Consider the following 13,046-nt stretch of genomic DNA (forward strand, 5'->3'; position numbering starts at 1 on the left):
ATACAGTCGGGCGAAGCCGCGCAGCCAGCGGAGCCAGCCACTTCGGAAGTACGGGAAGAGATGTCGGCACCCAATAAGTCGTACGACCCTGTCGAGGTCGAGGCACTGAAACCGGAAGAGATCGAGCGCATGCGGGACGAGGCGCTCGCCGCCTTCGCCGCCGCCGCCGACCTCGACGCCCTGCGGGAGGCGAAGACCGCCCACATGGGCGACCGCTCGCCGCTCGCCCTCGCCAACCGCGAGATCGGCGCCCTGCCGCCGCAGGCCAAGGCCGAGGCGGGCAAGCGCGTCGGCATGGCCCGCGGTGCCGTGAACAAGGCCCTGGCCGCCCGCCAGGCCGAGCTGGAGGCGGAGCGCGACGCCCGTGTGCTGGTCGAGGAGGCGGTGGACGTCACGCTGCCGTACGACCGCGTGCCGGCCGGTGCCCGCCACCCGCTGACCACGTTCATGGAGCGCGTCGAGGACATCTTCGTGTCCATGGGCTACGAGGTGGCCGAGGGCCCCGAGGTCGAGGCGGAGTGGTTCAACTTCGACGCGCTCAACTTCACGCCGGACCACCCGGCCCGCGCCATGCAGGACACCTTCTTCGTGGCCGGTCCCAAGAACGCCGAGACCGGCGTCGTGCTGCGCACCCACACCTCCCCGGTGCAGGTCCGCTCGATGCTCGACCGCCAGCCCCCGCTGTACGTCGTCTGCCCCGGCCGCGTGTACCGCACGGACGAGCTGGACGCCACGCACACCCCGGTGTTCCACCAGATCGAGCTCCTCGCCATCGACGAGGGCCTCACCATGACGGACCTCAAGGGCACCATCGAGCACATGGCCCGGGCGCTGTTCGGCGAGGGGCTGGAGACGCGGCTGCGGCCGGCGTACTTCCCGTTCACCGAGCCGTCCGCCGAGCTGGACATGCAGTGCTACGTCTGCCGCGGCGCGTCGGTGGGCAACCCCGAGCGCCCCTGCCGCACCTGCTCCAGCGAGGGCTGGATCGAGCTGGGCGGCTGCGGCATGGTCAACCCCCGGGTGCTCGTCGCCGCGGGCATCGACCCGGAGAAGTACAGCGGATTCGCCTTCGGGTTCGGCATCGAGCGGATGCTGATGTTCCGCCACAACGTCGAGGACATGCGAGACATGGTCGAGGGTGACGTGCGCTTCACCCGGCCGTTCGGGATGGAGATCTGATGCGCGCCCCGCTTTCCTGGCTGCGGGAATACGTCGACCTGCCGGCCGGCACCACCGGCCGCGACGTGCAGGCCAAGCTCATCGCCGCCGGCCTGGAGGTCGAGCGGGTCGAGCACCTCGGCTCCGACCTCACCGGCCCGCTGGTCGTCGGCAGGGTCGCGACCATCGAGGAGCTGGAGGGCTTCCGCAAGCCGATCCGCTTCTGCACCGTCGACGTCGGCATGGCCAACGGCACCGGTGAACCGCAGGAGATCGTCTGCGGCGCCCGCAACTTCACCGTCGGCGACAAGGTCGTCGTGGCGCTCCCCGGCGCCGTCCTGCCCGGTGACTTCGCCATCGCCGAGCGCAAGACGTACGGCCGGGTGTCGCGCGGCATGATCTGCTCGGGCGACGAGCTCGGCATGGGCGACGACGGCACGCACGGCATCATCGTGCTGCCGCCGGAGCACGAGGTCGGCACCGACGCGATCGAGCTGCTGGAGCTGCGCGACGACGTCCTGGACATCGCCGTCACCCCGGACCGCGGCTACTGCCTGTCCCTGCGCGGCATCGCCCGCGAGACCGCCACCGCGTACGGCCTGCCGCTGCGCGACCCGGCGCTGCTGGACGTGCCCGCGCCCAACTCGTACGGCCACCCGGTGCGCGTCGCCGACCCGGCCGGCTGCGACCGCTTCACCGCCCGTACGGTCACCGGTCTCGACCCCGAGGCCCGGTCGCCGATCTGGCTCCAGCGCCGGCTGCAGAAGGCCGGCATGCGCCCGGTCTCGCTGACCGTCGACATCACCAACTACGTGATGCTGGAGCTCGGGCAGCCGCTGCACGCCTACGACCGCTCCCGGATCGCCGGGACGATCGGCGTCCGCCGCGCCGAGCCGGGCGAGAAGCTGACCACCCTCGACGGCACCAAGCGCGTCCTGGACGCCGAGGACCTGGTCATCACCGACGACAACGGCCCGATCGGGCTCGCCGGTGTCATGGGCGGCGCCGGCACCGAGATCGCCGGGGCGGCCGAGGGCGGCACGACCGAGGTCGTCATCGAGGCCGCGCACTTCGACGCCGTCTCCATCGCCCGCACCGCGCGCCGGCACAAGCTGTCCTCCGAGGCGGCCAAGCGCTTCGAGCGCGGCGTCGACCCGCAGGCGGCCTCGGCCGCCGCGCAGCGGACCGTCGACCTGCTGGTGCTGCTCGCCGGCGGCACCCCGGAGGCCGGGGTCACCGAGTTCATCACCCCCAGCGCCCCGCGCACCATCGCGCTGCACGCGAACCACCCGGACCGGGTGGCGGGCGTGGAGTACGGCCGGGAGACCGTCGTCCGCCGCCTCCAGGAGGTCGGCTGCGACGTCTACGGGCAGGACGAGCTGATCGTCACCGTCCCGAGCTGGCGGCCCGACCTCACCGACCCCAACGACCTCGCCGAGGAGGTCATCCGGCTGGAGGGCTACGAGAACCTGCCCTCCACGCTGCCCAAGCCGCCCGCCGGCCGCGGCCTGACCGCGCGGCAGCGGCTGCACCGCCGGGTCGGCCGCGCCCTGGCCGGTGCCGGGTACGTCGAGGCGCCCACCTACCCGTTCGTCGGCGACTGGGCCCTGGACCACCTCGGCCTGGACGCGGACGACGCCCGCCGGCTGACCGTGCGCCTGGTCAACCCGCTCTCCGAGGCGGAGCCCGCGCTGCGCACCACCCTGCTGCCGGGGCTGTTCGCCGCGCTGCGCCGCAACGACAGCCGGGGCGAGCACGATCTGGCCCTCTTCGAGACCGGCCTGGTCTTCCGCCCCACCGGCGAGGAGCTCCCGGCCGGCCGGCTGCCGGTGGACCGCCGGCCCACCGACGAGGAGATCGCCTCGCTCGACGCCGCGCTGCCCCGGCAGCCGCGCCGGGCGGCCGTGGTCCTCGCCGGCGCTCGCGAGCGCGCCGGCTGGTGGGGCCAGGCCCGTCCGTCGACCTGGGCGGACGCCGTCGAGGCGGGCCGCACGGTGGCCCGCGAGGCCGGCGTCGAGCTGATCGTCCGGCAGGACCAGGTGGCGCCGTTCCACCCGGGCCGCTGCGCCGCGCTGCTCGCCGTGGTCGACGGGCAGGAGGTGCTGGTCGGCAACGCCGGTGAGCTCCACCCGCGCGTCATCAAGGCGTTCGGCCTGCCGGAGCGCACCTGCGCGATGGAGATCGAGCTGGACCGCCTGGAGCAGGCCGGCGCGGGCGCGCTGGAGGCGCCGCGCGTCTCCTCGTTCCCGGTGGCCACGCAGGACGTCGCGCTCGTCGTGGACGCGGGCGTGCCGGCCGGCGAGGTCGAGGCCGCGCTGCGGTCCGGTGCCGGTGAACTGCTGGAGTCGCTGCGGCTGTTCGACGTCTTCACCGGCGAGCAGCTGGGCGAGGGCCGGAAGTCGCTGGCGTACGCACTGCGGTTCCGCGCCACGGACCGCACGCTGACCGCCGACGAGGCGTCCGCGGCCCGTGACGCGGCCGTCCAGGTGGCCGTCGAGCGCACCGGCGCGGTGCTGCGCGGCGCGTAAGGCGATCTCGGCTGTGAGGGGCGCTCCGGTTTGCCGGGGCGCCCCTTGCGTACGTCGCGCACCGTCAGCCTCGCACCCACCGGGCTTCACCCGATGGGGTGGAAAACGGGGTTCAGGTCGTTACTTCCGCGCCCGTGCTCGCGAGAATCGAGCGCGTCATTGCGCAAGGGGGGCCGACGGCATGATCCGTACCAGGGCGGCGGCGCGCTGCCGACAGGGTGCGGTGCTCGCGCTGCCCGGCCTCTGGGTCGCCGGAGTGGTGGTCTGGGAGCTGCTCAGCCCGCTCGGCGTCCACTTCGTCCAACTCCTCGCCGCCGCCCCCGCCATCGCCTGCGCCGGCAGCGGCCGCCGCCAGTGCGTCCTGCTCGGCGGCGCCTGCGCGCTGTTCGCGCTCGTCCCGCTGGGCTCCGCCGGCCGCGCCGATCCGGCCATGCGGCTGGGCACCTGCTGCGCCGTCGTCGCCGTCGTCGCCGCGGCCTGGCTCACCAGCCACCGCCGCCTGAGGCTGACCCGCGAGCTCGAACGGCTCCGGGAGATCGCCGCCACCGCCCAGCACGCGGTCCTGCGCCCGCTGCCGCCGCGCCTGGCCGGGCTCACCCTGGCCGGCGGCCACCGCTCCGCCAGCGAGGGCGCCCTCCTCGGCGGCGACCTCTACGAGGCGCTGGCCACGCGGCACGGCGTCCGGCTGGTCATCGGGGACGTGCGGGGCCACGGCCTGCCCGCCCTGGGGACCGTCGCCGCGCTGCTCGGCAGCTTCCGCGAGGCCGCCCACGACGAGGACGGTCTCCCCGGCGTACTGCGCCGCATGGAGCGCGCCTTCCACCGGCACCTCGGCGACCGCGCGTCCGGCCAGTCGCCGCCCTCCGGCGAGTCGCTGCCTGCCGGTGAAGACTTCGCGACCGTCCTGATGCTGGAGATCGGCGCGGAGGGCGAGGTCACGGCTCTCAACTGCGGCCACCCCTGGCCGCACCGGCTGGCCGGCGGCGACGCCGGCCCGCCCCACGGCGTCCGGGCCGAGGTCCTCTCGTCCGGCGACCCGCTGCCCCCGCTGGGCATGTTCCCGCTCCCCGCCGAACCGCCCGTCCGCCGGCTCACCCGGCTGCTGCCCGGCGAAGCCCTGGTGCTGCACACCGACGGCGTCGAGGACGCCCGGGACGCGGCCGGCCGCTTCTTCCCGCTCACCCGCGCCCTCACCGAGGCCGCCGCGCACGCGCCCGTCGTCCCCGCCGCCGTCGTCGACCGCGTCCGCGCCGCCGTCCTCCGGCACACCGGCGGCGTCCTCACCGACGACTTCGCCCTGCTCGCCCTGCGCAACGACCGGCACCGCGTTCCGGACCGCACTCCGCACGGACCGCTGGCCCGAAGCTGCCCGCACGGCTGAACTCCCTTGCAGTGCAGGCCCGTTCACACCCCGTGCGAATCCGTTTCCGTTACGCTGGGTCGACCGAGCGCTCACGGAGGGGCGGCATGGAGCCCAACACTCTGCTCGACGCCATACTCGACGAGGCGGGGATGTCCCACGCCGGCCTGGCCGCCCACGTCAACGCGGCGGGCCGGGCACGGGGTCTGGCGTTGCGTTACGAACACACCGCAGTGGCCCGCTGGTTGAAGGGCCAGCGGCCGCGCGGACAGGTGCCCGACCTCATCTGCGAGGTGCTGGGCGAGCGGCTGCACCGGCCGCTGACCCTCGACGACATCGGCCTGGGCACCCCCGGCGCGCCCCGGGTCCCCGGCACCCCGCTCTCCGGCTTCGTCGAGCGGGCCACCGCCCTGTGGCGCTCCGACGAACAGCAGCGCGAGCACGTCGTCACCGCCCCCGCCGTCACCGGCACCCACGCCGTCATGCCCGTCTGGGAGTGGGAGAACCCGCCCGACGACGCCGACGTCTCCCGGCGCGGACTCACCCGCGTCTCGATGGACGACATCGCCATGCTGCGCGCCGCCCGGACGCACTACGAGCAGATGTACCGCAAGGCCGGAGGGGTCGCGACCCGCGCCCGGATCGTCGGCTTCCTCAACGCCGAGACCGCCCCGCTGCTGCGCGGCAGTTACTCCGACGCCACCGGCCGCCACCTCCACCGCGCCACCGGCGGACTCGTCGCCGTCGCCGGCATCTGCGCCTACGACTCCGACGCGCACGGCCTCGCCCAGCGCTACTTCCACCAGGCGCTGCGGCTGGCGAAGGCCAGCGGGGACCGGGGGCTGGGCGCCTACGTCATCGCCCTGCTCGTCAACCAGTCGCTGTTCCTGGGGGAGTACCGGCAGGCCGTCGCCTTCGCCGAGTCCGCGCTGCGCTCCGGCGGCCCGCACCTGACGCCCGCGCTCGCCGCCGACCTCTACGCCATGCAGGCCAAGGCGTACGCGCGGCTGGGCGACGGCGCCGGGGCGCTGGGCTGCATCCGCCGCGCCGAGTCGGCCGCCGAGCGCATCCACCGCGGCCAGGAGCCCGCCGAGACCGGCTACGTCCAGCCGGGACTGGTCAACGTCCAGGTGGCCGAGGCCCTGCTCAGCCTCGGTGATCTCCGACCCGCCCGTGAGCACGCCGACCGGGCCGTCGACACCCCCGCCCACGACCGGGGCCGTGTCCACCGGCTCGCCATGCTCACGCACATCGAGCTGCGTCAGGGAGACGCGGACAAGGCGGTGGCCACCGCTCAGGAGATGACCGAGCAGGCGAGGGGCATGGAATCGCGGCGCTTACGGGACCGGCTCCGGGCGGTGCGCGAGCACCTGGTCGAAAGCGGGTGCGCGGCCACCGCCGAGGCCGCCGAAATGATCGAAGGGGCGCTGCGCGTGCCCTTGTGACGACCCTTGTGCGGGCGACGCCCGGGTAGGTGGCCACCTCGGCGGAAGGTGGCAACACGTGCGTTGGAAGAATCTCGCGGAGCGGAACGTCTATGAGAACCGCTGGTTCCGGGTCAATCTCGCGGACGTCGAACTCCCCGACGGCCGGCACCTCGACCACTTCCTCATCCGGATGCGGCCCGTGGCCGTCGCCACGGTGGTCAACGAGGCCAACGAGGTCCTGCTGCTCTGGCGGCACCGGTTCATCACCGACACCTGGGGCTGGGAGCTGGCCGCCGGGGTCGTCGAGGACGGCGAGGACGTCGCCCGGGCCGCGGCCCGGGAGATGGAGGAGGAGACCGGCTGGCGGCCCGGTCCGCTGCGGCACCTGATGACCGTCGAGCCGTCCAACGGCCTCACCGACGCCCGGCACCACGTCTACTGGACGGACGAGGCCGAGTACACCGGCGAACCGGAGGACGGCTTCGAGTCGGACCGCCGCGAATGGGTCCCGCTCAAGCTGGTGCCGGACCTGATCGCCCGGGGTGAGGTGCCGGCCGCCAACATGGCCGCCGCCCTGCTCCTGCTGCACCACACGCGCCTCGGCTGATCACCTGATCATATGATCGCTTGATCGCCGCGGGCGGCGGGGGACCCCCGTGCTCACCGGCCGACCACCTGCCAGACGGCGAGGCCGAGCCCGGCCAGGCCGGTGAGCGCGGCAAGGGAGGACACCGGCCAACGGCCGCTCTCCAGCGCCTTGACGCGCTCCTCCACTTCGGTGATCTCGCGTTGCGCCTGGTCGCTGCGCTGGGTGAGCAGGGCGAGACGCCCGTCGATGCGGACGACGCCCACGTCGAGTCTGCGCCGGAGCTCCGCGAGCTCTGCCGTCTTCGCGGCGTGCTCGGGATGCATGGTCACGGTCCGTACTCCTTCCGGAAGGCCCCACGGCTCTTTCCGTGGCGAATGCGCTGTACGACAAGGAAAGCGCGGGGCGCGGCGGGGCGGGAGCGTGTGCGGAGGGTGAGTACGGGTCAGATGTGCACACCCCGTGTGAACGGGCGTGCGGCGCCTCAGCGTTCGGGGAGCGGGCGTTCCTCGACCACGCGTTTCATCACCAGGGTGGAGTCCAGCCGCAGCACCCCGGGGAGCGTGGCCAGGTGCTCGTCGTAGAGCCGCTGGTAGGCGTCGAGGTCGGCGGTGACCACGCGCAGCATGTAGTCCGGGTCGCCGAACAGCCGCTCGGCCCGCACCACCTGCGGGACGGCGGCGACGGCCCGCTCGAAGTCGCTGACCGTCTCGCGGTCCTCCTGGTGCATGGTGATGAACACCAGGGCCTCGAAGGCCAGCCCGAGGGCGCGGGGATCCACCACGGCCCGGTAGCCGCGTATCGCCCCCGAGCGCTCCAGCTCGCGCAGCCGGCGGTGGCAGGGGGAGACGCTGAGCCGCACCCGGGCGGCCAGCTCTGTGACGGTGAGGCGGCCGTCCTGCTGGAGCTCGGCAAGGATTTTCCGGTCGAGGCTGTCCATGGGACATATTCTCCCTCCGACTAGCTGGTACAGGACAAAAGCCGACAACACTTCCCGCCGGATCGCGCATAACCTTCCTCACCGCAACGGCAATTCATCGGAATCGGACACCGTCCGGAAGGGGTGCCCAGCGCATGGCCGTCGGCTCCATGACCGCGTTTCTCACCGTCTCCGTCCTGCTCCTCCTCGTCCCCGGCGCCGACTGGGCCTACGCGATAGCCGCCGGGCTGCGCGACCGCTCCGTCATACCGGCGGTCGGCGGGCTGATGCTCGGCTACGCCGGGCTCACGGTGGTCGTGGTGGCCGGGGTCGCCGCGATCGTCGCCGGGACGCCGAGCCTGCTGACCGCCCTCACCGTGCTCGGCGCGGCATACCTCCTCTGGCTCGGGGTGGCGACGCTGCGCCGGCCCTCCGTCCCCGGCGCGGCGGCGGAGACCCGGGCCGGGCTGCCGCCGGCCCGCGTCCTGCTCCAGGGCGCGGGCACCAGCGGCCTGAACCCCAAGGGACTGCTGCTGTACGTCTCGCTGCTGCCGCAGTTCGTCGACCGGCACGGCACCTGGCCGGTGGCGGTGCAGACCGGAACGCTCGGCGTGCTGCACGTGGCGGCCTGCGGCGTGGTCTACTTCGGCGTCGGAACGCTGGCCCGCCGGGTGCTCCGGGCCCGGCCGTCCGTAGCACGCGGGGTCAGCCGGCTGTCGGGCGTCGCGATGGTGGGCATCGGCGCGTTCCTGCTGGTGGAGCGGCTGGCGGCGGCCTGACGGAGGGCCTGCGGGCGCGGAGCCGGCCGCCCGGCCACGGGGTGGGGCAGGAATGCCGCGGATCATGGGATTCGCTGATGAGGGCGGGCAAACGCCCACCAATGCGGCACTAAGCTCGGATGAATGAACGATGCCCGCGGCACTCCTCACCGATGGCGGTCGGTCTTCGGCCTGATCCTGCTGGCTCCCCTGGTGGGTGAGTTCCTGCTGGGCAACACCCCGATCAGCGACCTGGGGGCGCTGATCCTCTTCATCCCCCTCTACGGGTGCGGGGCCCTGCTCATCCGGGAGACCGCGCGGCGCACCGGGCGGGGCCGGCCGACGATGCTGCTGCTCGGGGCGGCCTACGGGCTGTTCGAGGAGGGGCCGGTCGACCAGATGCTCTGGAACCCCCACTACGGCGGCGTCCCCTTCGGCCTCGTCTACGCGGGAACCCACGTACCGCTGCTCGGCACCAGCGTGGCCCTGCTCCAGGACGTCGTGTCGATGCACATGATCTGGAGCATCTGCGTACCCATCGCCCTGGTCGAGGCGTTCGGCCGCGCACCGCAGCGGCCCTGGCTGGGACGGCTCGGCCTGAGCGTCACGGGCGTGGTGTTCGCGGCGGGCTCGCTGGGGCTGGCCGCCCTGCAGTACGCCTACAACGACCGGTTCATGGCCTCGGCGTGGCAGTGGACCGTCGGTGCCGTCCTGATCGCCGGCCTGGTCGTCGCGGCCTTCCTCGCCGGCCGGAGCACGGGCCCGCGGAGCCTGGCCGCCGCGCCCGCCCCATGGCGCGCCGGGTGCGCCGCCCTCGCCCTCACCAGCGCCTACTGGGCCGGTCAACTGCTGCTGCGGGACCACGTACCGGACTGGATCGTGGTCTTCTTCTGGCTGCTGCTCGCCGCGACGGCACTGGTCGTGGGCCTGCGCTGGTCCCGCGGCCGCGGCTGGGGCGACGGCCATCGCGTCGCCGTCGCCGTCGGCGCTCTGCTGACGTACGTCTGGGCGGGCTTCCCTCAGGCGGCGGACTCCGGCACCCCGACCGCCGTCGCCCTGACCGGCAACGCCGTCTTCGGAACGGGCGCGCTCGTTTTGGCGGCGGCCGCGGCCCGCTCGGTCCGGCGGCACGGGATCGACGAGTCCGGCTGACGAACTCGGTTGACGGGCCCGGCTCATGGAACCGCCCGGCCGACGGCCCGGGCCCACCCGCCGTCGCCGACAGGGCGGACGCCGCCGGACGCGGCGCTAGCGGGCGGCGGCGCCGAAGCGGAGCACGAACATCCCGTTCGTCAGGTACGGCTTGGTGACGTACAGCTCGCACTCCCCGGTGTCCCCGCCGTCGACGACGTCCGCGTACACCCGCTCCCCGAGCAGCGCGGCGTTGGCGGTGACGGCCTTGGCCACGGCACCCAGGCAGTGCGCCGGGCTCCGGTCGCCGGAGAACTCGGCGGAGAAGTCGATGGCGAGCGTCGGTTCCTTCAGCACCAGACAGATGTCCACCGAGGTCCACCCGGCATCGGACGGGGCACCGGGGTCGTGGGGGAAACGGACGCACAGCGCCGGGCCGCCCTCCAGGCCGCCGAGGTCCACCCGGGCCGGGGACCGTCCGACGAACCCGGCGTAGGTGTGCGGCGAGGGCTCCGTCAGCCGGAAGCCGATGCCCGCCGAGGCGACCGGGGCGCCGTTGCGGAACACCGACACCTCCGAGAACGTCAGCGTCGTGTCCCCGTGGGCGATGCGCTCGGTGTGGACGTCCGTGCCGGTGCCCGGCCACATGAGCAGGTCACCCTCGGTCGCCCGGGCCACCGGGCCGATCCTGACCTTCAACTCGGTGTCCGTCGACCCGGGTTCGGGCCGGGCGCAGGCGCCCATGCCCCCGATCACGACGCAGTTGTTCCGCACGTGCGGGGCGAAGCCCGTGCCCCGGATGGTCACGAGGGTTCCCTCGCGGCCTTCGGAGGGTTCGACCGATGAGATGGTGACGGGACGGCGCGTCAGCATGGGGCGCTCCTCGCGATTCGCGGGCCGGACGTGGGCCGGACGTGGGCCGGGCGTTTTCCCGGATATCGGCCGGGGTGCCCGGCGCGTCGGAGCGCTGTGGCGGGGCGCGCTGAAGCCCCGGGAGCGCCCGGCGGTCCCGGGGGCGGCCGTCCGGCTCCCGGCGGCCGGGCGGGCGACGGGGCGCGTCGCGGCGGGTGCGCTGTGGTGGTGGGTGCGCAGTGGTGGTGGGGGGAGCTTCGGGGCGGGCGGGGCACCCGGCCGCCGGGTGGGTGCTCGCGGGCGCGGGGGCTACGGAGCGGCCGGTCCGGCGATGAGCGCCGTGCCGACGCGGCGGAAGCCGACCCGGCCGTACAGCCGGGCCACGTCGTCGTCACCGGCCGACAGGAAGACGGTCTCCACGCCCCGCGCCCGGGCGTCGGCCACCAGCGCGGCGGTGACGGCGAGCCCCAGACCGCGCCGGCGGGCCACCGGCAGCGTACCGACGCCCACGACCTCGCTGACCGGGCCGACCGGCTGGTGCTGTCCGGCACTCAGGACCGTGCCGCCCTCCAGCGCGGCGGCGACCGAGGTCAGCCCGGCCCGGATCCGGCCGGCGAGGCGCTCCACGGCCCCGTCGGCGGTCAGCTTCCGCACCATCGCGTCCAGGTCGGCGAGACCGGCCCGGCCCCTGCGGGTCCCGGGCTCGGCGAACGACAGGTACGGGACGGCCACCGCGCCCGGGCAGCGCCGGATCGTCGGGGGCGACGATCCGGACGGTGACCCCGTCGGGTGCGGCGGGCGTGGTGGTCGTGGTGGGGACAACAGAACCGTCGGGGATGGCGGGGCCGGTGGGATCGAGGACCATCAAGGGGTGCTCGCGCACCACGAGCCCCGCCGCCTCGACGGCCGGCCGCAGGGCGGGGGAGGTCTCGGCGACCCACTCGAACGCCTCGGGTACGCCGAGCTCCCGCTGCCGGGCCCGGACGCGCCGCACATCGGCGGCGGTGACGCCGTCGCGGCCGGCGAGGGACGGACGGGCGTAGAACGGCCAGCCCGCGCCCTCCCGGACGAACAGGGTCAGCGGGCCGAACCGCTCGCCGCGGGCGCTGCCACGCGGGACCGCGTCGTAAGAGCGCTCCAGCCGGGCGAGGAGCGAGCGGTCGGCGGGCGCGGCGGAACCGGTGGAGGTCACGGTGCATTGAAGCACCGGGGCCGCGCCCCCGGACAGCGGTTTTCCGTGCCGAACGACGGCCCGGGGAGGGCGAGTCGGGCGGACGCACCGGCCGCCCGTACCGGCCGCCTCGATGGGCCCTGGCGTGGTGGGGTGGCCGGATCAGCCGTAGGTGTAGAAGCCCGCGCCCGACTTCCGGCCGAGCCGGCCCGCGTCCACCATGCGCTGGAGCAGCGGGGGCGCCGCGTAGAGCGGCTCCTTGTACTCGGCGTACATGCTGTCCGCGACCGAGGCGACGGTGTCGAGGCCGATGAGGTCGGAGAGCTTGAGGGGGCCCATGGGGTGGGCGCAGCCCATCTCCATGCCGTTGTCGATGTCCTCGCGGCTGGCGATGCCGGACTCGAACATCCGGATGGCCGAGAGCAGGTACGGGATCAGCAGGGCGTTGACGATGAAGCCGGAGCGGTCCTGGGCGCGGATGGGGTGCTTGTCCAGGACGCCGGCCACCAGCGCCTCGGCGCGCTTGACCGTCTCGTCGGAGGTGGTGAGCGCCGGGATGATCTCGACCAGCTTCTGCACCGGGGCGGGGTTGAAGAAGTGGATGCCGATGACCTGGTCCGGGCGCGAGGTGGCGACCGCGAGCTTGACCAGCGGGATCGACGAGGTGTTGGACGCGAGGATGGCGTCCGGGCGGGTGACGACCTGGTCGAGCACCTGGAAGATCTCGGTCTTGACCTGCTCGTTCTCCACGACGGCCTCGATGACCAGGTCGCGGTCGGCGAATTCGCCGAGGTCGGTGGTGAAGCTCAGCCGGCCCAGGGCCGCGTCCCGCTCCTCCTCGGTGATCTTGCCGCGTTCGGCGGCCTTGCCGAGGGAGTTGGTCAGCCGGGTGCGGCCGATCTCCAGGGCCTCGCCCGTGGTCTCGGCGACCTTGACGTCCAGGCCCGCCCGGGCACACACCTCCGCGATGCCCGCGCCCATCTGGCCGCAGCCGACCACTCCCACGCGTTCGATGTCGCTCAAGACGTTGCCTTTCGGTGCTCTTCGTCGACCGGCGGGTGCCGGGGTCGCTCCCGCCTCGGTCAGACGTTACTCCGCGCGGTCCGGTAGCGGGGGGCCCGGGGAGGGCATGCTCAGCGCGCACGGTGTGACACAT

The 13,046-nt window shown here is 74.0% G+C and carries 12 protein-coding genes; 7 read left to right on the plus strand and 5 right to left on the minus strand.

The window, feature by feature from the left end:
* Positions 1–60: 60 nt before the first annotated feature.
* From pheS to K7I03_RS27075, 5 genes are all read left to right on the plus strand, one after another.
* On the plus strand, positions 61–1,179 hold the full coding sequence (pheS, locus tag K7I03_RS27055; RefSeq protein ID WP_185945696.1) for a phenylalanine--tRNA ligase subunit alpha: 1,119 nt from the start codon (positions 61–63) through the stop codon (positions 1,177–1,179).
* The gene (gene pheT / locus K7I03_RS27060) at positions 1,179–3,686 is read left to right on the plus strand and encodes a phenylalanine--tRNA ligase subunit beta (protein ID WP_185945695.1); all 2,508 of its coding nucleotides are present in this window, start codon (positions 1,179–1,181) and stop codon (positions 3,684–3,686) included. Before pheS ends, pheT begins: the two co-directional genes overlap by 1 nt.
* A 181-nt stretch (positions 3,687–3,867) precedes the next feature.
* A complete protein-coding gene (locus tag K7I03_RS27065) occupies positions 3,868–5,067 on the plus strand; it encodes a PP2C family protein-serine/threonine phosphatase (protein WP_185945694.1) in 1,200 nt (399 codons plus the stop codon).
* A gap of 86 nt (positions 5,068–5,153) precedes the next feature.
* Complete coding sequence (locus K7I03_RS27070; protein ID WP_185945693.1) at positions 5,154–6,491, plus strand: tetratricopeptide repeat protein; 1,338 nt, start codon at positions 5,154–5,156, stop codon at positions 6,489–6,491.
* A gap of 58 nt (positions 6,492–6,549) precedes the next feature.
* Positions 6,550–7,080 (plus strand): NUDIX hydrolase, encoded by a 531-nt coding sequence (locus K7I03_RS27075; protein ID WP_185945692.1) that lies wholly within the window; start codon positions 6,550–6,552, stop codon positions 7,078–7,080.
* Between the two features lie 53 nt (positions 7,081–7,133).
* Here K7I03_RS27075 and K7I03_RS27080 read toward each other — a convergent pair whose 3' ends face one another.
* Both K7I03_RS27080 and K7I03_RS27085 read right to left on the minus strand, forming a co-directional pair.
* Complete coding sequence (locus tag K7I03_RS27080; protein WP_221903609.1) at positions 7,134–7,385, minus strand: hypothetical protein; 252 nt, start codon at positions 7,383–7,385, stop codon at positions 7,134–7,136.
* Positions 7,386–7,543: 158 nt separating this feature from the next.
* Positions 7,544–7,999 (minus strand): Lrp/AsnC family transcriptional regulator, encoded by a 456-nt coding sequence (locus K7I03_RS27085; RefSeq protein ID WP_004944306.1) that lies wholly within the window; start codon positions 7,997–7,999, stop codon positions 7,544–7,546.
* 134 nt (positions 8,000–8,133) lie between these two features.
* Here K7I03_RS27085 and K7I03_RS27090 point away from each other — a divergent pair, with 134 nt between their 5' ends.
* Together K7I03_RS27090 and K7I03_RS27095 are read left to right on the plus strand one after the other, a co-directional pair.
* On the plus strand, positions 8,134–8,757 hold the full coding sequence (locus K7I03_RS27090; RefSeq protein WP_185945690.1) for a LysE family translocator: 624 nt from the start codon (positions 8,134–8,136) through the stop codon (positions 8,755–8,757).
* Between the two features lie 123 nt (positions 8,758–8,880).
* A complete protein-coding gene (locus K7I03_RS27095) occupies positions 8,881–9,888 on the plus strand; it encodes a hypothetical protein (protein WP_185945689.1) in 1,008 nt (335 codons plus the stop codon).
* Between the two features lie 96 nt (positions 9,889–9,984).
* Here K7I03_RS27095 and K7I03_RS27100 read toward each other — a convergent pair whose 3' ends face one another.
* From K7I03_RS27100 to K7I03_RS27110, 3 genes are all read right to left on the minus strand, one after another.
* Positions 9,985–10,740: an IPT/TIG domain-containing protein gene (locus K7I03_RS27100; protein WP_185945688.1), complete on the minus strand. Its 756-nt coding sequence runs from the start codon at positions 10,738–10,740 to the stop codon at positions 9,985–9,987.
* Between the two features lie 288 nt (positions 10,741–11,028).
* Entirely contained in the window at positions 11,029–11,451 is a 423-nt protein-coding gene (locus tag K7I03_RS34130; protein ID WP_313772177.1) for a GNAT family N-acetyltransferase, read from the minus strand.
* A 601-nt stretch (positions 11,452–12,052) separates the two neighbouring features.
* Entirely contained in the window at positions 12,053–12,913 is an 861-nt protein-coding gene (locus K7I03_RS27110; RefSeq protein WP_185945687.1) for a 3-hydroxybutyryl-CoA dehydrogenase, read from the minus strand.
* Positions 12,914–13,046 lie beyond the last annotated feature (133 nt).

The sequence above is a fragment of the Streptomyces mobaraensis genome (assembly GCF_020099395.1).
Lineage (GTDB): Bacteria > Actinomycetota > Actinomycetes > Streptomycetales > Streptomycetaceae > Streptomyces.

Coding starts and splice junctions, on each gene's coding strand:
- pheS (WP_185945696.1), top strand. CDS start 61: ATGTCGGCACCCAATAAGTCGTACGACCCTGTCGAGGTCGAGGCACTG.
- pheT (WP_185945695.1), top strand. CDS start 1,179: ATGCGCGCCCCGCTTTCCTGGCTGCGGGAATACGTCGACCTGCCGGCC.
- K7I03_RS27065 (WP_185945694.1), top strand. CDS start 3,868: ATGATCCGTACCAGGGCGGCGGCGCGCTGCCGACAGGGTGCGGTGCTC.
- K7I03_RS27070 (WP_185945693.1), top strand. CDS start 5,154: ATGGAGCCCAACACTCTGCTCGACGCCATACTCGACGAGGCGGGGATG.
- K7I03_RS27080 (WP_221903609.1), bottom strand. CDS start 7,385: ATGCATCCCGAGCACGCCGCGAAGACGGCAGAGCTCGCGGAGCTCCGG.
- K7I03_RS27085 (WP_004944306.1), bottom strand. CDS start 7,999: ATGGACAGCCTCGACCGGAAAATCCTTGCCGAGCTCCAGCAGGACGGC.
- K7I03_RS27090 (WP_185945690.1), top strand. CDS start 8,134: ATGGCCGTCGGCTCCATGACCGCGTTTCTCACCGTCTCCGTCCTGCTC.
- K7I03_RS27095 (WP_185945689.1), top strand. CDS start 8,881: ATGAACGATGCCCGCGGCACTCCTCACCGATGGCGGTCGGTCTTCGGC.
- K7I03_RS27100 (WP_185945688.1), bottom strand. CDS start 10,740: ATGCTGACGCGCCGTCCCGTCACCATCTCATCGGTCGAACCCTCCGAA.